A 25,431-nucleotide genomic window follows, 5' to 3' on the forward strand; every position below is an offset into this window, starting at 1 on the left:
CTCTTTTATTGGTTTACTTTGTTATTATCTAATACTGTTCTCATTAAATTAATTAAATTTTCTCTTAGATCTTCTCTTTCTAAAGCAAATTCAATAGTTGCCTTAATAAAACCAAATTTATCACCCACATCATGCCTAACACCTTCAAATTCGTATGCAACAACCATTTGTTTTTTATTAAGAGTATTTATAGCATCAGTCAATTGTATTTCTCCGCCTGCTCCTGGCTTTTGCTTTTCTAGAATATCAAATATTTCTGGTCTTAATATATATCTTCCCATTATGGCATAATTAGATGGGGCATCATTTATTGCAGGTTTTTCAACCAAACGATCAACGCGGAAAATTTTTTCACCAATTTCACCGTTTTCAATAGACATAATTCCATATTTAGAAACATCCTCATACGGAATCTGTTGTACCCCTATTACGGAAGAATTATATCTTTCATACACATCAATTAATTGTTTTAAACATGGCACTTCATGTGAATTAACAATATCATCACCTAATAATACAGCAAAAGGTTCATTTCCAATAAATCTCTTTGCACAAGATATGGCATGTCCTAACCCCAATGCTTCTTTTTGTCGGATATAATGAATATTAGCTAAATTGGATATATTTTGAATTTCTTTAAGCTGTATTATTTTCCCTTTTTTTTCAAGAGTTTCTTCCAATTCATAAGATTTATCAAAATGATCTTCTATAGCTCTTTTTCCTCTTCCAGTTACAATAATAATATCCTCTATACCTGATGCAACTGCCTCTTCAATTATATATTGAATAGTAGGCTTGTCCACTATTGGTAGCATTTCTTTAGGTTGTGCTTTAGTAGCTGGCAAAAAACGTGTTCCAAGACCAGCAGCTGGAATAATCGCTTTCGTTATTTTTTTCATAGTACCACTCTCTCCTATTAACAAATTCACATCAAGATTTACTATCCTGATCATCTGTTTAAATTTTTATTAGTAGTTAAACTAGAATAAATTAGCATTTTCGATTTCAAGTTTAATTATTTTATTAAACCCCCAATTTATAAATCCTCAATACTATAGATTCCGATAACTGGAAAGAATAATATTCTGGTTTAAAATCTTGAATGTTATAACACAATATGTAATTGTGTTTGAATCCAATTCATCAATGGTGTCAAATCTAAAAAATTCTAAATGCACTAATCTATTTTTATTTTTCAACTATCTTCTAAATACAAGTAAATTTTTAACAATCGCATTCCATACATAGTTACTAAAACACCAAATAGAAGTAACCAAATCTAATTTTTCAACATTTCTATAAATATTCCAAGTTCTCTTTAAAGCTTTAAACTTATTACTAGATATTGAATTTTCAACTTTTCTGTAGAAAGCTAATTCTTCCTGGAATCCTTTAGCAATAATACCTGACCGCAATATTTCCAGCCAAGTTGCAGTGTCTTGACCAGCACGTATATTCGGCATTTGTGGTTTCCCAATTTTTGAAACATCTATTATTACCGTTAGACAACCAATTATTGTATTTTTCAAGAGACCTTTATAGTTTATTTCTTGAGGTATATTTATCACTCTTTGTGTCTTCTCACCACTTTCTGTAATAATTCTGTATTTGGTAAAAGAGAATGCACAATTATTTTTAACCATAAAATCCAATTGTTTTTCTAACTTTAAAGGGTCCCAGAGGTCATCACCATCTAAGAAAGCAATAAAGCGTCCCTTGGCTTTGGATATAGCTGTATTTCTAGCAACTGCTGCCCCACTATTTTTTTTCAACATCACAAGTTTTATCCTAGTATCTTCCTTATAAAAAGTTTTTATGATATTACATGTATTATCATTTGAACAATCATCAACGATAATCATTTCCCAATCCTGATAGCTTTGATTCCGAACAGATTCAATAGTTTCTCTAATGAATCTTTCAGAATTATAGGTAGGAGTTATAATAGAAACCAGATTATTTTTTTGATACTTTCCATTCATTAAATGTACACCTCAAAAAATATTCTTATGTTAAATTTAAATTAATATACGTTTTCCTAGAATATAATGTATTCTAAGTTCCCTTATAGACTTTTAAAAGCGAGTTCCAATTAAGTTGTACTTACTTATTAGAATTTCCAAGTACACGTGCCTAATATCCCCCAAACAAAATCTCTATTATATACTTCATAAACTTCTTCAAACATTTATCTACACTAATAAATCCTTCTCCATCAGCTATTAACACTTTTTTCATCTTCATAACTTTTTTTCCATTTTTTTATCTAGCACCGTTACCAGTAACGCAAACTTTTACCGTTTTTAATACTATTTTAATATCTAGCCAATAACTTTGATTGTTTATATAGTAACGATCTAAATTAATTTTCTCTTCGGGTGAAATATCATATCCCCCATTTATTTGTGCCCATCCTGTTAAGCCAGGCGTTACTTTAAGCCTATCAATAAATCCGGGTATTTCTTCATTAAACTGTGCTGTAAATAAAGGTCTTTCTGGACGAGGCCCTACTAAACTCATTTCACCTATTAAAATATTCCATAACTGCGGTAATTCGTCGATTCTCGTTTTTCGAATGAATGCCCCTACTTTTGTAACTCGAGGATCGTTTTTTTGCGCCCACTGGGCACCGTTCTTCTCTGCGTCTACCCCCATAGAACGTAATTTATAAACATTGAAGTACCTACCATCTAGTCCTACTCTTTCTTGTTTAAAAAAAATAGGACCCGGTGTTTCAAGCTTAATAATTACCCCAGTAAAGATGATTATTGGACTTGCTACTATCAATCCCAGAAATGCAAATATAATGTCAATAAACCTCTTAATATAGAAATATAGCGCAACTTTAGATTGTCTGGAGTCATGTTGTATACCTTCAAGAGTTGCCGCATATTCCCTAAAAAAATTATTCTTTTCAGTACTCAGTCTCATTAGATTTTCCCCTCTTAAAAAGTATATAGATTATATATGAAAGCAAAAATATGTTGGCTTACAGCGTACCCTTTTTTATGTAACGCTTTTTAATGGACTTTGGACAAACATCAAGTATTGTCAAATTACCCTATATATTCAACTTATAAATTCCCTATTTGACTGAATCCAAAATTCCAAATTTCATCTAATGACCCCTACAAAACTTTACACAAAAACGAAGTTTATATTATAATAATGAAAGCGTTTCCTGATTAACTGTAATTCTAAAAGATTCCAAAGATTTTCTTTTTAAATGGTGATGGTTTTATAATAGAGGGATCTTGTCCCTTTATAAGCAGTTTAGCATTTTCTTTAAAATAAAATGTACGTTCAATTCCATATGTTTTTGTGATGGCTTCATAAGCCTCTTGTAAAGTGAATCCCCTAGAGCTCATGTTATGGGCATCGGTTGCAATAAAATGAGCCAAATTATGTTCAATAATTTTTTTTGAAAATGACTTAACATTTTTACCAAAGAGGCCGATAATACTACCAGATGTAAGTTGAGTTAAGGCACCTTCTTGAACTAAATTAAATAATAAATTATGCTTCTCTATCAATTCTTTGTTTCTCTCCGGATGTACAATAATGGGTGTTATCCCTTTTAACAACAGCTCATAGATCAGTTCTTGTGTGTATGTAGGCACATGTCCTGAAGGAAGTTCTAGCAACAAATACTTGTCGGTATTATCAAGCGTTAATACTTCCCCCCTTTCAAGTGAAACAAATAATTCTCGATGTATTCTTAATTCTTGTCCGGGAAGAACAGAAAGAGGAATATTTTCTTGTTGTAAACACTCATTAAACTCCAATACACGATTAATAATGTCATTCTTCACATTAACATATCTCTCATTCAAGTGATGTGGTGTGGCAAATAAGTGGGTTATCCCTGCTTCTACAGCTTTCTTTGCCATGGCCATGCTTTCCTGCATATCCAGTGATCCATCATCAGCCCCTGGAAGAATGTGACAATGTATGTCGATCAAATTTCATACACTCCCTTTAAAAACAGATAGCTAAAAAGACCTAATATTTTAAAAATAGGAACTATTACCCTGATTAATAGTAGCATATAAAACTGCCATCAAACAGGGTGTTATTTTGTCGAAAAATGTTTTGTTTCATTAAGATTGATAGTAATAATAATTGCTATTATCTGTTTCAACGCCATTCAAAACGACTCCAAGCAAGGATGTATTAGCTTTCACTAAATGCTCCTTTGCTTTCACTGCACTTTGTTTGTTTGTCTTGCCGCTCGCCACTACCATGATCACGCCATCACATTTATTGGCTACAATCTGGGAATCCGGCACTACAAGAACAGGCGGTGTATCCAAAATGATATAATCATACATTCCTTTTAGTTCATTAATGGCAATTTCTATCGCTTTGGAATTTAATAACTCTGAAGGATTAGGTGGTATCGGCCCACTTGTTAAAATGTCTAAGTTTGAAACATTTGAATTCAAGATAGTTTTTCTTAAGTCCATTTTCTTTGTCAATACGCTAGTAAGTCCATGTATATTACTAAGGTTAAAAGCATAATGTACTGATGGTTTCCTTAAGTCTGCATCCACAAGTAATACTTTTTTCTCTTCTTGAGCAAGCACAATCGCTAGGTTGGCAGCTGTAGTCGATTTCCCATCATTAGGCTCCGATGAAGTAACCACAATAGTTTTGATTTCTTTATCTACTGAAGAGAATTGTATGTTTGTCCTAATTAATCGATATTGTTCAGTAATAGGCGATTTAGGATTAGTCTGCGCAATTAAATTCACTTGTTTTTCATCTTTACTTCTCAAAAATCCCACTTCCTTTCTTAATGTCACTGAATGGTTCTTTATTTATGTTGCGATATTTTTTGAATAGATCCAAGTAATGGCAAGTCAAGGAGTCTCTCTATATCATCCTCGTCCTTAATTGTATTGTCAAAATACTCTAGTAGGAATGCCAAGCCTATTCCAGCCATCAATCCCACCACAACTGCAATAGCGACATTCAACAATGGAGATGGTTTTACAGGAGTAGGATTTTCATTTACTACTGCCTTCGCAAGTATGCTAACATTGTCGACATTCATTATATCTTTGATTTCCTTTTGGAATGTTCCAGACACTGCGTTTGCAATTTCAACGGCCTTCGATGGATTACTATCTTGAACCGTTAAAGAGAAGACTTGAGAATCTTCTTGACTGTTAATCGTAATTTTTTGACTAAGTTGATCCACGTTTTGTTCTAGTTCAAGATCATCAATGACCTTCTCTAATATAGCAGGGCTTTTTATGATCACACTGTATGTGTTGATCATGTCAATATTAGATCGTATTTGATTCGAGTCCAATTGGTTCCCCAATTGTTTCTGATTAACGAGAATCTGTGTTGAAGATTGATAAACGGGTGTTAATAAGAAATAAGAAATTGTTCCACTAATCAAAGCGGCAATCAATGTCAGTAGCATGATTAGCTTCCAACGTTTCTTTAATGTTTTAAAAATATCTTGAATACTAATAGTTTCTTCCATTTCATCCTCCTGATATGTTAAAAATGACCTATTGCATTATACCATAATATTACCTAGTTTTTATGTATTTCCAAGAAAATTTACATGAAACTTACAATGAAAGAATACTTTTCAAAATGCCAAAGTAATTTTACAAAAAAGAAAACGGAAATACAAAGGAAATAATTCCTAAATTTGAAATAATGCATTGAACATATATATATTACTCATTTACCAGAATATTTTCGACTTAAATATTCAATAAACCTAAGTATACAGCAATTCCTATTTTTTCTATCTAGTTACCTGTTTTTATAATATTTACTAATAACGAACCTAACTAAATGCCTACCAAAACAGAAAAATACGTTTATACATATAATTGTGTCAAGTATTTTAGTGCCTAGTTATCATTAAAAATGATAGGAAAATGTGTACACTGAAAGTGATAGTTTAAATCAGTATATAATTTTCATATTAATGGTTAGGTGTGGTCAAAATGATAGGTTACCGAGTTAAGTTACTTAGGGAAGAAAGGAAAATGTCAATTAGTGAACTCTCCACAAAATCCGGCGTCGCAAAATCCTATATAAGCTCACTGGAAAGAAACCTTCAAACAAATCCTACTATTTTAGTTTTGGAGAAAATCGCTAAAATCCTTTGTATTAAAGTGGATGCTCTGTTGAATGAACAAGCAGACAAGAGCATGGATGAAGAGTGGCTTGAAATCATGCAGGATGTTTTGGGTTCAGGAATATCGAAAGAGGAAATGCGCGAATTCATTCAAGGTAGAAAGTGATGTCTTTAAGGCTTGAGAAATTATGAAATCGCTTTCTTTTAGGTGCAATGAATAAAATTAAAGGGGGAAACGTGAATATAGCCACATTTCCCCCATTTATATATACTACTTTAACTTAAAATATTCCTGCATCACCTCGAACCATATGTAATGCCCTAGATCATTGGGATGGATATTATCATTCGTGAGTATATCAGCCAATCTCATATTCTTTTCACTTAGCTTCTTTTCTATCTTTTCTTTACTATTCAGATAGTTCCATTTATTCGTTTTAATGACCTGCTCGGATGCTTGAATATAATCAGAATAATTCAAACCTAAACTATTCTCTGTTTTACCATTTGCGACTGGGTTTGGTGAAAGTATTAGAATCTTTGCATTCGGCAGCTCTTTCTGTAACTTTGTCGTGATGCTTTCCAAATCTTTTTGCGTCTGTTCCAAGCTTAATGATTGATAATGATTATTTATCAGCGAATTTTCAAAAATAATCAGATCGGGATCATCTTGTATCACCGCTTCAATTTTCTTTCCTTTTATCAAATCCTCTGTTGAATACCCCTCATGCCCATGATTAATGAAACTTAGTGTTTCTAAATCATCACGATCTGCTCGCAGACTCTTCTCTAAGCGTCCTGCCCAACTATTGGAAGTCTTACTTGCCCCGGTTCCTGAGGTACCGTTACTACCCAATAGAGAAACAATAATCCTTTCTTGAGTCAGAGACTTATAATGCAGGTAATCTATTAACGGTTGCTGTTTATTATTTTCCGGTTTTAAACTTTGTATTAAAGCTTCCGTTTCTTCTTTTTCCTCTTCTTTTACTTTTGCTGCAGCTTCTCTAGCCTCTACCCCTGCTGCCTGACTTATGTTTTTCCAATGCAGATGGCCAAAAACCAGCACTGCTAAGCAAATTCCAGCGATAATGACTAAACCATATTTCCTCATCTTTACCTCCCATAATAATTGAACATTAGTGACTGACATGGAAGCCTTATAAAATAGAGTAAAACTCTTATTCTTGTACTGCTACTAGAGCTCTATTTCACATTTTTCGGTTATTTTTCTCTCATTAATTATAACTATCAATTTTTTTGCGATAAAGAATATTCTTCCAATTTATTCCGACAACACTCGACATTGTTATGGTACCGTCTTCGCCTTTTAAGGGGTATTTTATTATCAGGAGGGATACCGGGATACCTAGCAATTACTCATATTGGATAGCTGTACCTAATTAGATGCTGCAAAATAGTTATTTTATGAGTAAGCCGACTGATTCAACTTTTCTGCTTTCTCTTAAGGATTAAATTGTAAAGTAATTGCTTCAAATGTCTCATATATAAAGAAAGCGCTTTCATTTATAATTATCTCAAGAAAACCAAGCCGAGAGGTGTGTTCAATATGGTAGGTGAAAATGAAGGGAATTTCTTTAAAGGACTTTTGTTTGGTACATCTTTGAGCATACCGTTATGGATTTCTTTTATTGGTTGGATAAAATTGATCATTAATAGTTTATTTTAGAGCCCAAGGGCTCTTTTTATTTTGTTATAGTCAATATTACTTAGATTTATAGTAATCACTCAATTTTTATAGATTGTTCTCTATAACTTTAGTAAAATGAGAATGATAATTACTATCAGTTGAGGAGAATAACTATTATGGGTGTACCTTTGTTAAAAGAAGAGCTTCCTGTTATTAATAAAATCTGGTCGCGTGATTTTATTATGATTTTCTTGGCCAACTTTTTTGTTTTTTTATCCTTTCAGATGACCTCCCCTACCCTTCCGCTTTTTGTAAAAGAGCTTGGCGGAAATGAACGGTATATTGGGTTAGTTGCTGGGATGTTTTTATTTTCTGCCCTGATTGTCCGCCCCTTTGCTGGACAGGCCTTGGAAACAAAAGGCAGACGTTTTGTTTTCCTGTTCGGTCTAGCCCTTTTGGCGGTATCAATTGGTTCATTTGGATATATGATGAGCATTTTCCTTCTATGCGCTATAAGGATTGTACAAGGGATTGGGTGGGGATATACGACCACGGCATCAGGTACGATTGCGTCCGATCTTATCCCAGCAAAGCGTCGGGGTGAGGGTATGGGATACTTCACTTTATCAGGAAATTTGGCGATGGCTATTGGCCCTTCATTCGGGCTTTTCTTAGCGGATGTTTTAACCTTTCAACACTTGTTTTTATTTTGCGGTGCATTAATTCTTGCAGCTTGGATCATGGCTTCAACAATTACTTATAAAAAAGTAAATCATGCTTCTGTCCCAGTTAAAACTAATAGGTTTGACATTTATGAAAAAAGCGCTGTTGCTCCGTCCGTTCTTGTCTTTTTCATTACGGTAACTTTTGGCGGGACTGCTACCTTTTTACCGCTTTATACAATCGAAAAAGGTTTGACAGGTATTCAAGGATACTTTTTTCTTTACGCTTTAGCTCTTATTTTCACACGAATGTTTGCTGGAAAGATCTATGATCAAAAAGGACATCAAGCTGTCTTCATTCCATCCACTCTTTTTATCGTAACGGCGATGCTGTTGCTAGCCTGGATGCCAAGTAACATGATTCTGTATATGGCAGCTATTTTTTATGGCATTGGATTCGGTGCTGTCCAACCGGCTCTTCAAGCGTGGTCTCTTGAACACGCTGCCCGAAACCGAAAAGGCATGGCCAATGCCACTTTCTATTCCTTCTTTGATCTTGGAATCGGTTTCGGTGCCATCCTCTTCGGACAAATTGGTTATCTTTTCGGGTATATAAGCATTTACATAATGGCAGCAGTCTCTGTGGGGATTTCAATAGTGGCTTACTTATGGATTTTGCGAAAAATGAAGTAATTATAAATTGAGGGACATCTTTATGGATGTTCTTTTTTTCTTAAAACAGAAGTGATTTTGTAGAACAGTTTATTGCATTTGCGTCAGCACAATTTTAACCCCATGTAAAGTATGTTATGGTTTTATTTGTTTTAAGTAATGTTATTGTATTTCCTGTTTCCATCTCTCTTTTTCGTTGTATGATAGAAAAAAAAGGAGTTTTGGGAATGATTATTCTGCAGTATATTGGAAAAGTTTTTTCATTCATGCATAAGGATATACCGGAAACTCATGTTAAATGTCATGTTTGTGCAGGTACAGGCGCCTACGATATTTATACAGATTGTCTTACCTGTAATGCAAAGGGACTGATCAGTAAAGTTGAGTATAATAGGAGGCTTGAAGAGGGTGAAATTTAAAGAATTTCATGAAGTCGATATATGTAATCATAGAAGCAATATTGGCTATTGCTTCTTTTTTTTGTCCCTTAAAAGGTATTTTTCTCTAATTTGAATGTATGATGTAAATCGCATATTCAAAAAAAAGACCACCATTTGGTGGCCTTCTCCCAGAACAATCAAGAAGCAGAAGATTGCTTTTCAGACATAGAAAATGCACTCTCTTCCTCAAGAGGGTTATGTTCATTTTGGAAAATGATGTTTTGAATGTAGTCATAGGTATTTTCTGTATTGTGACCGCTAGTGCACTCCATTAATTTTGAGAATTGTGCAATATGGAAAGGTGATTGCGGGTTATTGTAATTGTAAACAATTTCAGAGTGCAAATCTTTGAATCTCTCCACTATGCCGCCAAAAGCAATTTCCTTCTGAAGAATGTTTGGCGCTCCATATTCCACTTCTGCAAGAGCCTTGTCTTCCCAATAGAAGATTACATTACTTCCGCCTGCAAACGCATAGAAAGTAATAGAAGAATAATCGGATATGACAACTTTACTGTTTAATAGAGCATCCTTTATATCCCCTTCAAAAAACGATTCTTCGTATTTATCATATATATCCGGGAACTGTTCTTGAAGTATGATTCTTGATTTAGGATGGAGAATGACATTAATTTTTTTATCTTTGTAGAACTTCTCTTCTCGAATTAATTCCAAGAATGAGAAATAACGGTCTAAATAGCTTCCAACTTCAATGCTTCCTGTGAGATCCCATGGTCGCCATGTAAGCATGAATGTAATTTGGTTTTTTTCATTTTGTTGTTCCTTGACATATAAATCAATATTAGGCAGCCCTGTTACCATAAGTTCTTTTTCCGTATAACCTGTATTTTTAAGGAACAAGTTTTTCTCGAAATTGGAATTTACGAGCATGTAATCTGGTGCAATCGGCACTTTACGATTAAAGTAACCACGTTCGAAAATATTGGTCGCCATACATGGTCCATGCTGCAACATTATTTTTTTATCAGTTGAAAGAACCTTTTTCTTAATTAGGTAATCGTTATCGTACAATCGGCGTTGTATATGACCCACAAGATCGGAAGATTGAAAACTCCTGGCTAAAAAGATGTGATAGAAAGCAAGAAAACTATTTTTCCCAACTAGGGCTTTTCCGTATTGTTGCTTAAGACTCTTGAATTCGGGGTGGCCTTTTTCTAAGATATAAACGCAGGAATCCCCCATCTTGAATGCATATTTAAACAGTTCAAAGGCCGATTCCGAAGCCCCTGCACTGAATTTTTCAAAATAGATATCGTATTTTTTTTTGTTTAGTGAAAAAAGGCTGATCAAATAAGCAAATCTTTCTTTAATTATAATGCTTTTGCTCATTATACTTGTCAATACGATAACGTATTGTCCTGTTATAGACTTTCGAATAAAAAGTTCACTATTCATCTGCCCCAAACGATAGGACCGGGTGTTGTACAGATAATGATTTTTATTGTATTTATGCTTAGAGTCTGATTTAAAATTATACCAATAATCATGATCAGCGTGACTGAGTTTGATAAAAATAGGCGTATTGATCTCGCTAGTGGTTACATAATGTTGATAAATTTCCTTCATTGGTATGAAAGACCAGTAGGTATGAATGAATATCGATATCTTCCCTGTCTTCATTGCGAATTTCTCTCTTATTTTGACTGGAAAGAGAAAATGCACTTTGAAATTTATGCTTTTATCGTAACCGAAAGATAAGTATACGTCTTTAAACGAATAATTTCTGCTACGCATGACCCCAACAAATAGGAAATGAAAAAATAAAAGGAATACTAAACTTTTGAAAAACGGGCTTTTCTCAATCTTATCCAGTGTTTTGTCTATCTGCAGATTTTTTTGGTTTGTTTTCACGAAGGAAAGTTTGCAGTTTGTATCAACGAAGAAAATAATTCTTTCCTTAACATTTCCTTTCTTTGAAGTGATCGTTTGCAGGATTGTCATTGGTTCATATCCTGAAAGAGTAACCGTATTGTTCGTTTTTTGACTATAGACGAAATACTTCATATTATATTTTCTTTTTTTACTAATACTCTTAGTGCCATTGAAAAGGCAATAGTCATCTGCTAAAACAGGATTTCCATTTTCAAGATGACCATAAACAGTTTCTTGTTTCAAAGCTTTCCCCCCATGTTTTCCGGTACTTGTAATCCTACGGCATATTTTGCCGGTACCTTTGTCACAGCCTATATTTTGAAAAAAAGACAATATACCTATGATATTATACTAGTTATACACTTCATTGTAATTATATTTTAGAAAACTTTTAACTTTTGTTTGTTCATCCAAATAGCCGTCGTGTAACTTTCCCTTATTGCAGCCATAATCATAAACAGCCCCCAATTAGATGATTGGGGGCTGTTCTTGTTTTTCCATCACTTTTTAACTGTTACTTTTCTTGATTCGCTTACGTTTTTCGCTTTGTCTTTGGCACGAATATATAGGTTCTTTCCGGCTTTTTGCTTGGGGATTCGAACCGAGAATGTGCCTTTGGTCGTTGCTGTTGCAGAGCCGATCACTTTTTTTGATGCTCTGATGAACACTGTGGAGTTAGCTTCTGCCTTTCCGGTTACTATTGTCGTTTTTGTCGTGACTGTGTTGACCGTCGGTTTACTTGGTGCTGTTTTGTCTGCGACGGTCACGGTTTTGATCGAGCTTATATTGCCCGCTTTATCGGTTGCTGTAACGGATAGGACTTTTCCGGCTTTTTGTTTTTTTGACATCGTTACGGTGAAATTCCCTGCGCTGTTGGAATTTGCTTTGCCTAGAACCGTTTTGCCGGTTTTGACGGTGACGGAAGAGCTTGCTTCCGCTTTTCCGGTTACTTTTACGGTATTATCACCTACCGTATTTACGGACGGTCTTGCAGGAGCCGTTTTATCTGCCACTTTAAATGAAACGGGTATACTTTTATTTCCCGATTTATCGATGAGCCTAGTAAAGATGGTCGTGCCGACTGTTTGTTTTGCGATGGTCGCTGTAAACGTTTTTTCGCCGTTGATTTTCACTGTGGCGAGTTGTTTTTTATCGGTATAAATGGAGACGGTCCCCGTTTTGAAATCTGCTGGGATTTTCCCGTTGATCTTGGTGTCCTTATCGGATATCGCAGTCACGGACGGTTTGGTTAGCGTCTTCATTTCCAGTGCTTTTTTGGCATTGACCCGCCCGTTTCCATAGTAGATGTCTTTCCCTTTTGTACCTAGGTCCACGGCTGAATCATAGAGACGGTATTCAACCTCCGTTTTGTTGAGCTTTGGCTCGTGGGACCAAATCAATGCCGCTACACCCGCCACCATTGGCGTCGCCATCGATGTTCCGCTCATCCAGCCGTATTTACCATTTGGCAAGGTTGAAAGGATGTCATCTCCAGGGGCCGCAATATCGACTGTTGAATGGTAGTTGGAATAACTGGGACGTTTGTCACTTGAGTTAGTGGCAGCAACGGAAATGACGTGACTGAATGCAGCTGGGTACACACGCTGTACATTTTTCCCCATATCCCCTTCATTCCCGGCAGCCGCGACGATCAGTACGCCTTTTTTATAGGCTTCCTGGACGGCCTTGTTCAAGGACTCCGAATAACTGGTGTCGCCTAAACTCATATTGATGATGTTTGCCTTTTGCTGAACGGCATAATGTATCGCGTCAATGATATCGGCCGTATCGGCATACTCTCCATCAAAGACGTTGATCGGCATTAGTTTAACGTTCGGGGCAACACCCGTTCCGCCTATGCCGTTGTTCGCAGAACCGGCAATGATGCCAGCGATATGCGTTCCATGCTCCCCTTTTGGGACAATATGCTTCCGATTGCGTATCGTATCATAGGCATTGACGATCCTCCCTTTTAAATCTTCGTGGTTGCGATCGATGCCGTCGTCAATGATGGCCACGATCAATTCCTTCGATCCCATTGATTTTGTCCACGCTGCACCCGTACCAAGCTTTTTATGGTGCCACTGGTCTATGTAGGCTGGATCGTTCGGGCTTTCCATCTTCTTGAACAGATAGTTTGGTTCTGCATATTCCACATCCTTCTGTTCTTCAAGTTCCTCGATCAGGTTATCGGTTGATTCCCCTTTAGGAACCTCCACCTTTTCTATCAACTCGTTGATCGGCTCATCGCCCGTCTCTTTGTACTTGACGATGACACCATCAGATTGCGGCGTCTCTTCCGCAGATGCAGCATCTGGCTGGTAGATTGGCAGAATCATAAATAGTAATAATACCGGCAATATGGCCTGAATAAGCTTGTGCATACAATCACTCCAAAAAATATGATTAAGAATAGCTATCGATGAGGTTAGATCATGAACCAATTCTACTATTATTCCTAACTAGATTGTATACCGTCCGATTCGGTTTTACTAACCTTTTTATCTAGTTGAATTAAGTTATTTGCACAACAAAAAAAAACGCTATAAAGCCGTATAATTGAAGCATACACAAACCCGGAAGAAGCATGCTTGCCTCCAAATGTGCCTCTAGCAAGAGTAGAAAACCCTGGAACGCCGCCTGTGTGTCCCCACCCTTGTTACTGGTTTGTTTTTCATAAATAGGTCATACCTGTTTCCCCTTTCACTCCTCTTTATATTTTTATCATACACAATGAAAATCTCCCCTCCTCATTTATTGTTAATGCGTTAAAAACTGTTCTTTGATTCTAGGTGTTTTTCTGTCAAATACGGTAGTGTCAAAATGTCATGGTTTCTATGACATAGCTATTAATACAGCCGTATCCCACTCAATTTTTGTTGTTCCTTATAAATATGACAAAAGCTCACTATCGACTATGACTCGCCGCTTGCTACACTCTGTTCATACGCTAACGAGGCGCTAACTCGTTGTGCTAACAAAAAATTCCAATCAAATAAAGGAGCGTACAAAAATGAAACAAGCAATTAACAAACTGGGGATCGTTGCAATTCTTCTTACTTCTTCAACCATGATTTCTGCGTGTTCCCAACAATCGTTAGAAGCAGGAAAATCAAAACCATCGGCATCCACGACTAATATCCAAATGACGAAAGGACCTAATAATAAAAAAGAAATAGAATCTTTTGCTGATCCGTTATTTGAAGAAAAAATGAAGAAGTTCAATGTGAACGGTTCTAGTTTTGTCGTCGTTCATGATGGAAAGGTCGTTGTCAATAAAGGGTATGGATATGCCGATAAAGAAAAGAAAATCCCCGTCACTAAGGACACGGTCTTTCAAATCGGTTCAGTCACGAAAACTTTTACTGCTTTGGCTGTGATGCAGCAAGTCGATAAAGGAAAGCTTAAACTAGATCAAGACGTACAAAAATATTTTGGTGGATTACAAATACCTAATCAAACTGGGAAACCTCTTACCCTGTTTGATATGCTCACTTATACCAGCGGGGTGGATTTTCCCGATCTTACAAACATAACTGGACCTGAATATATTAATAATAGTATACCGATGAAAGAATTTTTCTCTAAACAAATGCCAACTGTGGTACGGCCGCCAGGAGAAGTTTATACGTATGACAACGTCGGATTTGCGCTCGCAGGGTTTGCAGTGGAGAATGCTACCAACACCCCTTTCTCGAAATATATGGAAAAGAATATTTTCAAACCATTAGATATGAAATCTACAAGCATGAGCTTTACGCCTGATCTTCTCGAAAAAATGGCTACACCTTATGGTCCCACTGGTGATCCGATTCCAACAAGCGGGAGCGGTTTAAAGGATACACCACAAGGAGGCATTTTATCTACTGCGGAAGACATGTCAAAATACATGATTATGCAACTACAGAAAGGAAAGTTTAAAGACAAGGAAATTGCAAGTAAAAAAAGCATGGATATGATGCATGCCTATCAAGTTTTTGATGATAAGACGATTCCTGTTGCGACAATTGGATTTGAAACGCCTTTTAATGAATTTGCAAACGGTCAACACGTTGTAATAAAAGGGGGAAGCATGCCTGGACATCAATCACTGCTGATTTTAGTGCCTGAACAAAAAACAGCATTCTTCATGTCTTACAATAATGATTCAATGATGAGTGTAGACATATATGAAACTCTCATGGATCACTATTTCCCTGCTAAGAAGAATGAAGGAAAAACAAGTTATCTCCCGTTAGAGGAAAAAGAAGCTCATAAATACTTGGGCTTATTCCAAAATACGCGTTTCGCTGCACTTCGCACTCATTTTACTTATGAAAATGGGAACTTGGTCATGGAGAGTGGAACTGGAAAACAAGTTCTCAAAATGATTCATCCGTTGTTATTTGAAGATTCGGAAGGCAGCAAAGTTGCTTTCAAAAAGAATTCAGCTGGAGAAATCGCATATTTTCACTACAACTCTCCTAAAAGCCTTGATTTTGTAGCAGATGCCCAGAGATTTAACAACAAACCACCTTTTGATGACGTTCCACAAAAGAGTAACTATAGAAGTCATATTGATAATCTTCATGCTCTAAATATTATGGGTGCTAAAACAGGTAATCTATTCAAACCGATGGACATCATGACACAAGGAGAGTTTGCGGATACGTTGTTACTTGCTTATGGATGGAACGGTTTTCCAGACGATTCCAAGGAGGCAAGGGAAAAAGTTATGAAAGGAATTCCAGGATATGACCGTGCAACTCCGATTACCCGACAGGTCGCAGCAAGCATGATTCAAAACTTAAAGCAAATTCATGACATGAAACCGATTCAACCTGACAAAGCTATTAAAGTTAAATTACTTGATGCTACGGATGACTGGGCAATTCAATCGATTCAGGCACTTGCCTCCCAAGGAATTCTAGACCCTGATACTTCCATTAATGCTGACGGATCCTTAACCTTCCGTCCGAAGGATTTGTTACTGCGTCAAGAAGCAAGTGCTTTGCTGGATTTAGCTTTTGGCTATCATGCACAACCTAACAAACAGCAGTAAATATTTTATTCATAGATTGAATCATGAAAAAATTGAATACTGATGAGAAACCAACATCCAGCTAAATAATACAAAAAATTCGACTTTGTAAGATCTTTATGAAAGCGGAAACGATTCTAAAGATAATGTTATTGCATTTAAAGAAGGAACCTATCATGAAATATGATAGGTTCCTTCTTTGTTATATAGGGGGAATCATGTTAACCATCAACTTAAGAAATTAATTGTTCCCAAAAACGAAAAAATGAGCCAAAATCTCATAAATAACTGTGGAGGGGTAAACTTTTCGTTATGGGGTAATTAAAAACCTTAGCTTGATAGGCATGGGGTTCTATCTACGAGACTCCTGCGGGAAATGCGAGTCCAAGGGAGACCCCGCAGGCGCAAAAGCGCCGAGGGGCTCCCGGACTGCCCGCGGAAAGCGAGTGCCTGGAGTGGATATCAACGGTTCGAGTTTTACAAACCAAAAAAACTGCAGCCAAACTCGTTTTTCCTCGAATATATCTCCAGTCAGTCTGGGAGTTCCGATTGGTCTAATCCTAAACTATGATTTTAAACTAAATTATTCTTCATGTTTTTTTACTGTAATCCTTAATAGATGGAAGAAATTTGCGACACTCCTGCCGAATTACTGGCTAGCCGAGACACCGCAGCCGCTAGGCAAGGAGGCTTGGCAGACAGTCGGCGGAAAGGGAGCGGATTTCTGAAATCAACTGGAACCTTTTTTTAAAAAAACTTGAAAGAAACTCGCTTTTCCTCGAATATATCTCCAGTCAGTCTGGGAGTTCCGATTGGTCTAATCCTAAACCATGATTTTAAAACAAGACTAGATTATTCTTCATGTTTTTTTACTGTAATCCTTATTGGATGGAAGAAATTTGCGACACTCCTGCCGAATTACTGGCTAGCCGAGACACCGCAGCCGCTTGGCGAGGAGGCTTGGCAGACAGTCGGCGGAAAGGGAGCGGATTTCTGAAATCAACTGAAATCTTTTTTTTAAAAAACTTGCTGGCAAACTCGTTTTTCCTCGAATATATCTCCAGTCAGTCTGGGAGTTCCGATTGGTCTAATCCTAAACTATGATTTTAAAACAAGACTAGATTATTCTTCATGTTTTTTACTGTAATCCTTATTGGATGGAAGAAATTTGCGACACTCCTGCCGAATTACTGGCTAGCCGAGACCCCGCAGCCGCTAGGCGAGGAGGCTTGGCAGGCAGTCGGCGGAAAGGGAGCGGATTTCTGAAATCAACTGGTACTTTTTTCAATAAAAAACTGCAGGCAAACTCGCTTTTCCTCGAGTTCGTCTGCAGTCTGTAACAGGTTTAATGTCCGCCTAAATAGGCATTCTTGATTTCTTCGCTTGCGGTCAGTTCCTCTGATTTGCCTGATAGGACGATTCGGCCGGTTTCGACAACATAGGCTCTGTCCGCAATGGATAGTGCTAAGTTGGCATTTTGTTCGACCAGCAGAATCGTCGTACCTGTTTTGTTGATTTCTTCGATGATATGAAAGATTTGCTTCACCAATAATGGAGCAAGTCCCATCGATGGCTCGTCCAGTAACAGAAGCCGGGGCTTGGCCATGAGTGCCCTGCCCATCGCGAGCATTTGCTGTTCCCCGCCGGAAAGGGTTCCGGATTGCTGTTTCAGACGCTCCAGCAAACGCGGGAATAATTCATAGACTTTCTCCATGTCCTGCTTGATGCCTGCCTTATCTTTGCGCAGATAAGCACCAAGCTGAAGATTTTCCTCGACGGTCATGTTAGCAAAAACCCGCCGGCCTTCAGGGACATGGGAAATGCCCATTTTCACGATGGATTGTGCTGCCTTCCCTCCGATGGAATCCCCTTCGTATATGATCTTCCCTTGTTTTGGTTTTAAAAGGCCGGAAATGCTCTTCAGCAACGTGCTTTTCCCTGCTCCGTTCGCCCCGATCAGGGTTACGATTTCGCCTTCGTTAATAGAAAGCGAGATTCCTTTCAAGGCTTGAATGTTTCCGTAATAGACGTTGATGTCCTCGATTTTTAACATTATGAAACCTCCTCGCCCAGATAGGCCTCGATGACTTTTGGATTGTTACGGATTTCCTCTGGCTTTCCTTGAGCGATCAGCTGTCCGTGATCGAGTACATATATGCGTTCGCAAACACCCATGACGAGCGGCATATCATGTTCTATCAATAATACGGTCAAATCGAATTTCTCACGGATGAGGGCAATCAGGTTCATGAGTTCGTGCGTTTCCTGAGGGTTCATCCCCGCTGCCGGTTCATCGAGCAAAAGCAGTTTCGGGTTGGCGGCAAGGGCACGGGCGATTTCCAACCGTCTTTGTTTACCATATGGCAGGTTCTTTGCCTTTTCATCCTTATATTGATCAAGGTTGAAGATCTTCAGGAACTCAATCGCTTTTTCATCCATTTCCTTTTCGCCTTTAAAATGGATCGGCATGCGGAAGATCGAACTTAAGATGCCATGCTTCGAAAGCGAATGATAGGCCACTTTTACATTATCGATCACGGATAGCTCACTGAATAAGCGAATGTTCTGGAATGTCCGGCTGATCCCTTTTTGCGTGATTTTATATGGAGGCAGTTTTCTTAAGTTCTCACCTTCCAAAGAAATGGTGCCCTCCGTCGGGACGTAAACTCCTGTCAGCAAGTTAAAGAAAGTGGTTTTTCCAGCGCCGTTCGGCCCGATCAAGCCAATTAGTTCTCCTGGATATAATTCGACGTTAACATCAGAAACGGCTTTAAGCCCTCCGAACTGGATGCCGACCGAATCGACTTTAAGCAGCGGTGTTTTTATTTTTTTCATGGCTGCTTCCTCCTTTACGTTTGAACATGGATGTTATTTCTTTGGTACCCATTAAACCTTGCGGGCGATAGAGCATCATCACGATAAGCACAAGACTGTAGATGATCATTCGTGTTTCCGGATAATCCTGCAGGAAAGTCGTGACTACCGTCAGTAATATCGCTGCCAATACGGCACCGGAAAGACTTCCAAGACCGCCAAGTACGACAAGGATCAAAATATCAAATGATTTCAGGAATCCGAAGTTCGATGGCTGGATGATGTAGAAGTTATGAGCGTAAAGTCCACCAGCGATACCGGCAAAAAAAGCACCGATCGCAAAGGCGACAACTTTATAATAGGTCGTGTTGATTCCCATCGAATCGGCAGCCGTTTCGTCCTCGCGGATCGATATGCAGGCTCTTCCGTGGGTCGAGCTAGTAAAGTTTCGGATGACGATGATCGTTACGATGACGGATGCGAATACCCACGGCCAAGTGGTCAAATGGGAAACCTGCATGCCGCTCGCCCCGCCGACATAATCGATATTCAAGAGCATGATCCGGACGATTTCCCCAAAACCAAGGGTCGCAATCGCCAGATAGTCACCTTTTAAGCGTAAGCTTGGAATTCCGATGATCAATCCTGCCAGCGCTGACGCCAAACCGCCGACTATCAATGCCGCATAAAATGGCATTTCCAGCTTCATCGTCATGACGGCTGAAGCATAGGCACCGACTGCCAGGAATCCGGCATGCCCGATGGAGAACTGCCCGGTTATCCCGATGATCAAGTGCAGGCTCGCCGCCAGAATGATGTTGATCCCGATGAACATGAGCGTATTTTGATAAAAAGGATTTAGCGATCCGCCGCCGATTAACACTTGAACTACGGCGAAAAAGATCAATGATAGTGAAATCGAGAGCCAAAAACCTTTTGCTCGCTTAATTGTAGTCATTGCTTTGTCTCCCCTATACTTTTTCTTTTTTGTTTTTACCGAATAAGCCTTGTGGCATGAAAATCAAGATAAGAATCAGTACGACGAAGGCTACAGCATCACGCCATAATGAGTAACCGGCGGCACTGACCAAAGCTTCGATGACACCTAGCAATAGGCCTCCGACCATCGCGCCCGGTATAATCCCGATCCCTCCAAGTACGGCAGCAACGAATGCCTTCAATCCCGGAAGCACACCCATGAGCGGCTCGATCTTAATATAGTAAATACCGAAAATGACGCCCGCTGCCCCAGCCAATGCGGAACCGATTGCAAAGGTGGCAGAAATCGTGTTATCGACATTTATACCCATCAGCTTAGCTGCATCCGCATCGTAGGAAACGGCACGCATCGCTTTTCCAATTTTCGATTTATGAACGATGATTTGAAGGATGATCATCAAGACTACAGCCACTCCAAAAATCAAAATAGATTGACTATTGATGGAAACTCCAAAAATATTGAACTTGTCTGTCGGCAATACATCATTCGGATAAGCTTCCGGCTGTGCACCGCGGACGTAGATGAATCCGTATTCGATCAAAAGGGAAACACCGATGGCAGTGATAAGTGCCGCGATACGTGTTGCGTTACGCAATGGCTTGTACGCGATACGTTCGATCAATACTCCAAACAGAGCACAGACCGTCATCGAGATTAATAGGGCGGGCACGAATGACAGATCCAGGACCGTTATTGAGTAAAACCCAACGAATGAGCCGACCATGAATACATCGCCATGTGCGAAGTTTATCAATTTAACAATCCCGTAAACCATCGTATATCCGAGAGCGATAAGGGCATAAATACTTCCTAATGAAACCCCGTTAATTAACTGTTGTATCAATTCCATGTTCGACTCTCCTTGAAAATCTAATTTTATGAGTGATTAGTCCAGACTCTTTTCATTCCGCTAAGGGGATGTTCAGCACCCTGGCATGCTTGAAAAATGAGAATTCGCCAGCACCTTCTTATTAAGGAAGGGCCGGCGAAAGGGTTGGAGTTGTTCTCCGAAATTAAGGATTGATTTTTGTGTTGAATACTTGTTTTCCTTCTTTAAATTCAAGGATGGTGGCAGATTTGATTGGATTATGTTTTTCATCCAATGTGAATGTACCCGTAACAAGCTCAAGGTCAGCCGTTTTTTCCAGCGCTTCTTTGATTTTTTCCGAATCCGCTGAACCAGCACGTTTAATCGCGTCTGCAAGGAAGTATCCTGTGTCATATCCTAGGGCATTGAATGCATCCGGGGACTTATCTTTGTATTTCGCTTTAAATGCTGACACAAAATTCTGAATTTTCTTATCAGGATCGCCTGAAGAATAGTGGTTCGTGATGAACGTATTATTTAGAGCTTTTGCACCGGCAATTTCAACTAGCTTAGGAGAATCCCAGCCGTCGCCGCCCATGAATGGAACGTCAAGTCCAGTTTCCCGTGCCTGCTTCACGATCAGACCAGCTTCCTCATAGTAACCAGGAAGGAAAATGAAATCAGGTTTTGCCGATTTCAAACGAGTCAATGTGGAACGGAAATCAGTATCCTTCGCAATGTAAGCTTCCTCAGCAACAACTTTTCCGCCATTCTTTTCGAATTGTTCTTTAAAGGCTGCGGCTAACCCTTTTGAATAATCACTTGAGCTGTCAATATAGATGGCTGCACTTTTCGCTTTGATTTCTTTAGCGGCAAAGTTTGCAGCTACCGTCCCTTGGAACGGATCGATGAAGCTTGTCCTGAAAACGTAATCGTTCAATTTATCCTTGCTGAAAGTGATTTCAGGGCTTGTACCAGAAGGTGAGATGACCGGCACTTTATTATCTTGGGCAATCTGTACTTGTGCAATCGAGTTCGTGCTTGTTGCTGCGCCCACGATCGCTGCAACCTGATCTTGCGATGTCAGCTTGATCGCCCCGCTTGTCGCTTCGGACGCTTCAGATTTATTATCGACTTTAATTAGTTTGATTTTTTTACCGTCAATGCCTTCTTTATTTATTTCTGCAGTTGCAAGCTCCAGACCTTCTGCAATCGATTGTCCATATGAAGCTACACCGCCTGATAATTCAAGGTTGACACCGATTTTGATCGTATCTCCATCCCCGCTTGATTTTTCAGATGAACCAGAGCCGGAACAACCCGCTAGCACTCCTGCAGCAAGTGATAGAGAAAGGAATGCACTTGCTAATTTTTTCTTTTTCATAAATAATCCCCCCATTTTGTAATCAAGCTCTGATGCATGAATATTTATTCATGATCCTTCAGAAAAAAATTGATTAGATGAAATGTTTCAAATTAAATTAATATTTCGAAAAATAGTTTACCGCATAATTTTCATTCCGTCTATACAATAATTGCGAGAAGATTTCGGTAATTAGGATATTTTTCACAGGTAGCGCTCTATCATTTTTATCTTTATATATTTTAAATATTGCGACAATAGGCGTTATAATCAGAAAAAACGGATAATTAAATTATATTGATATTATAAATCCCTTACTTACAGATCAAAAAATTTTATTCATTCTCTAATTTTTCTCATCCTAATAATTACATTTTTACCAAAATACAAGTATATTGATAGGGAATTAAACCCAGTTTTTTCGTGTTTTTTTAGTCTTAATTCCTATATCAAAATTGAATAATACTATATTGGATGTATAAAATCATGCATGAAACCCTGTGTTTTTTTATCTTTTTGCATATTTTGCATAACCCGATCAACAAACAAAAAAACCGCCAAACGGCGGTTCAGTGGCCTCCTAAATAGGCCATTTTAATTTCTTCACTTGATGTTAGTTCTTCGGCATTGCCCGACAGGACGATTCGGCCCGTTTCAACGACATACGCCCGATCTGCAATGGATAAGGCGAGGTTGGCGTTTTGCTCGACCAAAAGGATCGTTGTGCCGGACTCACTGATTTCCTGGATGATGTTGAATATTTGCTTCACCAGAAGCGGTGCAAGGCCCATCGAAGGTTCATCGAGCAGTAATAATCGCGGTTTCGCCATTAAGGCCCTGCCCATTGCAAGCATCTGCTGTTCGCCGCCTGAAAGCGTGCCAGCCTGCTGTTTGATTCTTTCCAGCAGCCTTGGAAATAGCTCGTATACCTTTTCCATATCCTTATGGATGCCATCCTTGTCTTTTCGCAAATAAGCTCCAAGCTCCAGGTTTTCGGCCACCGTCATGTTGGCGAAGACACGTCGTCCTTCAGGCACATGGGATATGCCCAGTTTCACGATGGCCTGTGCCGCTTTTCCCCCAATCGAATCGCCTTCGAACAGAACTTTTCCTTGCTTTGGTTTTAACAGACCGGAAATCGTTTTGAGCAGCGTGCTTTTTCCCGCTCCGTTCGCCCCGATCAAAGTCACGATTTCCCCTTCATTTATCTCCATGGAAACCCCTTTTAGCGCTTGGATATTGCCGTAATAAACATTGATGTCCTCTATTTTCAGCATCAGGAAACCTCCTCCCCTAGATATGCCTCGATAACCTTTGGATCGTTGCGGATTTCATCCGGCTTTCCGTGAGCGATGAGCTGTCCATGATCAAGGACATAAATTCGTTCGCATACACCCATGACCAGTGACATATCATGTTCGATTAGCAAAACGGTAAGGTTGAACTCCTTCCGGATAAAAGCAATGAGGTTCATTAATTCTTTCGTTTCATGGGGGTTCATCCCGGCTGCCGGTTCATCCAGTAAAAGAAGTTTCGGATTGGCGGCAAGGGCACGGGCGATTTCCAGCCGCCTTTGCTGTCCGTATGGAAGATTCTTCGCTTTTTCATCCTTAAAATGGTCAAGATTGAAAATCCGCAAAAATTCGAGCGCCTTTTCATCCATTTCCTTTTCCCCGGAAAAATGTCCGGGCAACCGGAATATGGAGCTTGGAATTCCATGCTTGGCAAGCGAGTGGTAAGCAACCTTCACATTATCGATCACGGATAACTCACTGAAGAGACGAATGTTTTGAAAGGTCCTCGAGATCCCTTTTCGGGTAATTTTATAAGGCTGCTGCTTATTTAGATTTTCCCCGTTCAAGGCGATCGTTCCTTCTGTAGGGACATACACACCCGTCAATAAATTGAAGAAGGTCGTTTTCCCAGCTCCATTCGGCCCGATCAGGCCTACAAGTTCCCCTGGAAATAATTCCACGTTCACATCGGACACCGCTTTCAATCCGCCAAAGCGTATACCAACCGAATCTACCTTAAGCAACGGTATTGTGGCTTCCATCCTTTGGGCCCCCTTTCGTTTTTTTATGTGTGAACAATGATGTGATTTCTTTTGTTCCCATTAACCCCTGCGGGCGGAAAATCATCATCAGGATCAGGACAAGACTGTAGATGATCATCCTCGTTTCCGGGTAATCCTGAAGGAATGTCGTCACGATCGTCAGTAAAATGGCGGCCAAAACCGAACCTGAAAGACTTCCAAGACCGCCAAGTACGACGAAAATCAGTATATCGAAGGATTTCAGGAAACCGAAATTCGATGGCTGGATAATATAAAAATTATGGGCATAGAGCGATCCGGCAATTCCGGCAAAAAAAGCTCCGATGACGAAGGCCGCCACTTTATAATAGGTCGTATTGATTCCCATCGCATCAGCCGCCGTTTCATCTTCCCTTACGGATATGCATGCACGCCCGTGAGTCGAATTGGTGAAATTCCTGATGACTAAGACGGTGATCATGACACAGACAAAAACCCATGGCCAAGTAGTCAGGTGGGATACCTGCATCCCGCTTGCACCGCCTACATATTCAATATTCAAAAGGACGATCCGGACAATTTCCCCAAAACCAAGGGTGGCTATCGCCAGGTAATCCCCCTTCAGGCGCAAGCTGGGTATCCCTATCACCATACCCGCAACAGCGGCGATGACGCCCCCAGTCAATACTGCTATGATGAAAGGAAGTTCCAGCTTCATTGTCATGACTGCCGAAGCATAGGCCCCGACCGCTAAAAAACCTGCATGCCCGATCGAGAACTGCCCGGTTATTCCAATGATTAAATGAAGGCTCGTCGCCAGCATGATATTGATGCCGATGAACATGAGCGTGTTGATATAAAATGGATTGAGGATACCGTTTGAAATGGTGTACTGCATGATTCCGAAAAAAATTAGTGCGAGCACGATCGAGAGCCAAAAACCCTTTGAATTCTTTAAAGTAGTCATC

22 protein-coding genes are annotated in these 25,431 nt (G+C 39.0%); 5 read left to right on the plus strand and 17 right to left on the minus strand.

All coding sequences use genetic code 11. The annotated features are described in order from the left end of the window. Nucleotides 1–5 precede the first annotated feature (5 nt). From galU to NYE65_RS04130, 6 genes are all read right to left on the minus strand, one after another. Entirely contained in the window at nt 6–899 is an 894-nt protein-coding gene (gene galU, locus NYE65_RS04105; RefSeq protein ID WP_340859905.1) for a UTP--glucose-1-phosphate uridylyltransferase GalU, read from the minus strand. A gap of 300 nt (nt 900–1,199) precedes the next feature. After that, nucleotides 1,200–1,982: a glycosyltransferase family 2 protein gene (locus tag NYE65_RS04110; RefSeq protein WP_340859906.1), complete on the minus strand. Its 783-nt coding sequence runs from the start codon at nt 1,980–1,982 to the stop codon at nt 1,200–1,202. A 280-nt stretch (nt 1,983–2,262) separates the two neighbouring features. Beyond that, nucleotides 2,263–2,931: a sugar transferase gene (locus NYE65_RS04115; protein ID WP_340859907.1), complete on the minus strand. Its 669-nt coding sequence runs from the start codon at nt 2,929–2,931 to the stop codon at nt 2,263–2,265. 266 nt (nt 2,932–3,197) lie between these two features. Continuing rightward, entirely contained in the window at nt 3,198–3,962 is a 765-nt protein-coding gene (locus NYE65_RS04120; RefSeq protein ID WP_340859908.1) for a tyrosine-protein phosphatase, read from the minus strand. Between the two features lie 138 nt (nt 3,963–4,100). Then, nucleotides 4,101–4,778 carry a CpsD/CapB family tyrosine-protein kinase gene (locus tag NYE65_RS04125; RefSeq protein WP_340859909.1) on the minus strand — a complete coding sequence of 226 codons (678 nt, stop codon included), beginning with the start codon at nt 4,776–4,778 and terminating at the stop codon, nt 4,101–4,103. Nucleotides 4,779–4,816: 38 nt separating this feature from the next. Further along, entirely contained in the window at nt 4,817–5,497 is a 681-nt protein-coding gene (locus NYE65_RS04130) for a YveK family protein (protein ID WP_340859910.1), read from the minus strand. Nucleotides 5,498–5,975: 478 nt separating this feature from the next. Between NYE65_RS04130 and NYE65_RS04135 the strand changes: the two genes are divergently transcribed. Then, nucleotides 5,976–6,275, plus strand: a complete 300-nt coding sequence (locus NYE65_RS04135) for a helix-turn-helix domain-containing protein (RefSeq protein WP_340859911.1) — start codon at nt 5,976–5,978, stop codon at nt 6,273–6,275. A 105-nt stretch (nt 6,276–6,380) separates the two neighbouring features. Here NYE65_RS04135 and NYE65_RS04140 read toward each other — a convergent pair whose 3' ends face one another. Then, on the minus strand, nt 6,381–7,220 hold the full coding sequence (locus NYE65_RS04140) for an SGNH/GDSL hydrolase family protein (RefSeq protein ID WP_340859912.1): 840 nt from the start codon (nt 7,218–7,220) through the stop codon (nt 6,381–6,383). A 713-nt stretch (nt 7,221–7,933) separates the two neighbouring features. Here NYE65_RS04140 and NYE65_RS04145 point away from each other — a divergent pair. Both NYE65_RS04145 and NYE65_RS04150 read left to right on the plus strand, forming a co-directional pair. Beyond that, nucleotides 7,934–9,112: an MFS transporter gene (locus NYE65_RS04145; protein ID WP_340859913.1), complete on the plus strand. Its 1,179-nt coding sequence runs from the start codon at nt 7,934–7,936 to the stop codon at nt 9,110–9,112. Between the two features lie 206 nt (nt 9,113–9,318). Further along, nucleotides 9,319–9,510: a hypothetical protein gene (locus tag NYE65_RS04150; protein ID WP_048681418.1), complete on the plus strand. Its 192-nt coding sequence runs from the start codon at nt 9,319–9,321 to the stop codon at nt 9,508–9,510. Between the two features lie 158 nt (nt 9,511–9,668). On the opposite strand, the gene NYE65_RS04155 is transcribed toward NYE65_RS04150, so the two are convergent. After that, complete coding sequence (locus NYE65_RS04155) at nt 9,669–11,117, minus strand: CDP-glycerol glycerophosphotransferase family protein (RefSeq protein WP_340859914.1); 1,449 nt, start codon at nt 11,115–11,117, stop codon at nt 9,669–9,671. 806 nt (nt 11,118–11,923) lie between these two features. Continuing rightward, nucleotides 11,924–13,807, minus strand: coding sequence for a S8 family serine peptidase (locus NYE65_RS04160; RefSeq protein ID WP_340859915.1), 1,884 nt, complete (start codon nt 13,805–13,807; stop codon nt 11,924–11,926). A 629-nt stretch (nt 13,808–14,436) separates the two neighbouring features. Here NYE65_RS04160 and NYE65_RS04165 point away from each other — a divergent pair. Together NYE65_RS04165 and NYE65_RS04170 are read left to right on the plus strand one after the other, a co-directional pair. Beyond that, nucleotides 14,437–16,464, plus strand: coding sequence for a serine hydrolase (locus tag NYE65_RS04165; RefSeq protein ID WP_340859916.1), 2,028 nt, complete (start codon nt 14,437–14,439; stop codon nt 16,462–16,464). 1,110 nt (nt 16,465–17,574) lie between these two features. Continuing rightward, entirely contained in the window at nt 17,575–17,709 is a 135-nt protein-coding gene (locus NYE65_RS04170; RefSeq protein WP_340859917.1) for a hypothetical protein, read from the plus strand. Between the two features lie 79 nt (nt 17,710–17,788). Here NYE65_RS04170 and NYE65_RS04175 read toward each other — a convergent pair whose 3' ends face one another. The 8 genes from NYE65_RS04175 to NYE65_RS04210 form a co-directional block, all read right to left on the minus strand. Next, nucleotides 17,789–18,496 carry an ABC transporter ATP-binding protein gene (locus NYE65_RS04175; RefSeq protein WP_034308744.1) on the minus strand — a complete coding sequence of 236 codons (708 nt, stop codon included), beginning with the start codon at nt 18,494–18,496 and terminating at the stop codon, nt 17,789–17,791. Further along, on the minus strand, nt 18,496–19,278 hold the full coding sequence (locus NYE65_RS04180; protein ID WP_034308746.1) for an ABC transporter ATP-binding protein: 783 nt from the start codon (nt 19,276–19,278) through the stop codon (nt 18,496–18,498). The genes NYE65_RS04175 and NYE65_RS04180 overlap by 1 nt, the downstream gene beginning before the upstream one ends. Continuing rightward, complete coding sequence (locus NYE65_RS04185) at nt 19,250–20,215, minus strand: branched-chain amino acid ABC transporter permease (RefSeq protein ID WP_034308749.1); 966 nt, start codon at nt 20,213–20,215, stop codon at nt 19,250–19,252. The genes NYE65_RS04180 and NYE65_RS04185 overlap by 29 nt, the downstream gene beginning before the upstream one ends. 13 nt (nt 20,216–20,228) lie before the next feature. Then, nucleotides 20,229–21,107: a branched-chain amino acid ABC transporter permease gene (locus tag NYE65_RS04190; protein ID WP_034308751.1), complete on the minus strand. Its 879-nt coding sequence runs from the start codon at nt 21,105–21,107 to the stop codon at nt 20,229–20,231. Nucleotides 21,108–21,270: 163 nt separating this feature from the next. Continuing rightward, nucleotides 21,271–22,449: an ABC transporter substrate-binding protein gene (locus tag NYE65_RS04195; protein ID WP_054400122.1), complete on the minus strand. Its 1,179-nt coding sequence runs from the start codon at nt 22,447–22,449 to the stop codon at nt 21,271–21,273. 548 nt (nt 22,450–22,997) lie between these two features. Beyond that, nucleotides 22,998–23,705 carry an ABC transporter ATP-binding protein gene (locus NYE65_RS04200; RefSeq protein ID WP_034308755.1) on the minus strand — a complete coding sequence of 236 codons (708 nt, stop codon included), beginning with the start codon at nt 23,703–23,705 and terminating at the stop codon, nt 22,998–23,000. Then, the gene (locus tag NYE65_RS04205) at nt 23,705–24,484 is read right to left on the minus strand and encodes an ABC transporter ATP-binding protein (protein ID WP_063590527.1); all 780 of its coding nucleotides are present in this window, start codon (nt 24,482–24,484) and stop codon (nt 23,705–23,707) included. Before NYE65_RS04205 ends, NYE65_RS04200 begins: the two co-directional genes overlap by 1 nt. Beyond that, nucleotides 24,459–25,430 (minus strand): branched-chain amino acid ABC transporter permease, encoded by a 972-nt coding sequence (locus tag NYE65_RS04210; protein ID WP_340859918.1) that lies wholly within the window; start codon nt 25,428–25,430, stop codon nt 24,459–24,461. Before NYE65_RS04210 ends, NYE65_RS04205 begins: the two co-directional genes overlap by 26 nt. Nucleotide 25,431 lies beyond the last annotated feature (1 nt).

Source organism: Peribacillus sp. FSL R5-0717 (assembly GCF_038002945.1).
GTDB lineage: Bacteria > Bacillota > Bacilli > Bacillales > DSM-1321 > Peribacillus > Peribacillus frigoritolerans.

What these genes read in the sequence shown, in the direction of transcription:
- NYE65_RS04170 (WP_340859917.1), top strand. Translation starts at nt 17,575, where the DNA reads ATGTTTTTTACTGTAATCCTTATTGGATGGAAGAAATTTGCGACACTC.
- NYE65_RS04150 (WP_048681418.1), top strand. Translation starts at nt 9,319, where the DNA reads ATGATTATTCTGCAGTATATTGGAAAAGTTTTTTCATTCATGCATAAG.
- NYE65_RS04140 (WP_340859912.1), bottom strand. Translation starts at nt 7,220, where the DNA reads ATGAGGAAATATGGTTTAGTCATTATCGCTGGAATTTGCTTAGCAGTG.
- NYE65_RS04115 (WP_340859907.1), bottom strand. Translation starts at nt 2,931, where the DNA reads ATGAGACTGAGTACTGAAAAGAATAATTTTTTTAGGGAATATGCGGCA.
- NYE65_RS04175 (WP_034308744.1), bottom strand. Translation starts at nt 18,496, where the DNA reads ATGTTAAAAATCGAGGACATCAACGTCTATTACGGAAACATTCAAGCC.
- NYE65_RS04200 (WP_034308755.1), bottom strand. Translation starts at nt 23,705, where the DNA reads ATGCTGAAAATAGAGGACATCAATGTTTATTACGGCAATATCCAAGCG.
- NYE65_RS04160 (WP_340859915.1), bottom strand. Translation starts at nt 13,807, where the DNA reads ATGCACAAGCTTATTCAGGCCATATTGCCGGTATTATTACTATTTATG.
- NYE65_RS04190 (WP_034308751.1), bottom strand. Translation starts at nt 21,107, where the DNA reads ATGGAATTGATACAACAGTTAATTAACGGGGTTTCATTAGGAAGTATT.
- NYE65_RS04130 (WP_340859910.1), bottom strand. Translation starts at nt 5,497, where the DNA reads ATGGAAGAAACTATTAGTATTCAAGATATTTTTAAAACATTAAAGAAA.
- NYE65_RS04210 (WP_340859918.1), bottom strand. Translation starts at nt 25,430, where the DNA reads ATGACTACTTTAAAGAATTCAAAGGGTTTTTGGCTCTCGATCGTGCTC.
- NYE65_RS04195 (WP_054400122.1), bottom strand. Translation starts at nt 22,449, where the DNA reads ATGAAAAAGAAAAAATTAGCAAGTGCATTCCTTTCTCTATCACTTGCT.
- NYE65_RS04180 (WP_034308746.1), bottom strand. Translation starts at nt 19,278, where the DNA reads ATGAAAAAAATAAAAACACCGCTGCTTAAAGTCGATTCGGTCGGCATC.
- NYE65_RS04205 (WP_063590527.1), bottom strand. Translation starts at nt 24,484, where the DNA reads ATGGAAGCCACAATACCGTTGCTTAAGGTAGATTCGGTTGGTATACGC.
- NYE65_RS04145 (WP_340859913.1), top strand. Translation starts at nt 7,934, where the DNA reads ATGGGTGTACCTTTGTTAAAAGAAGAGCTTCCTGTTATTAATAAAATC.
- NYE65_RS04155 (WP_340859914.1), bottom strand. Translation starts at nt 11,117, where the DNA reads ATGAAGGAAATTTATCAACATTATGTAACCACTAGCGAGATCAATACG.
- galU (WP_340859905.1), bottom strand. Translation starts at nt 899, where the DNA reads ATGAAAAAAATAACGAAAGCGATTATTCCAGCTGCTGGTCTTGGAACA.
- NYE65_RS04135 (WP_340859911.1), top strand. Translation starts at nt 5,976, where the DNA reads ATGATAGGTTACCGAGTTAAGTTACTTAGGGAAGAAAGGAAAATGTCA.
- NYE65_RS04185 (WP_034308749.1), bottom strand. Translation starts at nt 20,215, where the DNA reads ATGACTACAATTAAGCGAGCAAAAGGTTTTTGGCTCTCGATTTCACTA.
- NYE65_RS04165 (WP_340859916.1), top strand. Translation starts at nt 14,437, where the DNA reads ATGAAACAAGCAATTAACAAACTGGGGATCGTTGCAATTCTTCTTACT.
- NYE65_RS04110 (WP_340859906.1), bottom strand. Translation starts at nt 1,982, where the DNA reads ATGAATGGAAAGTATCAAAAAAATAATCTGGTTTCTATTATAACTCCT.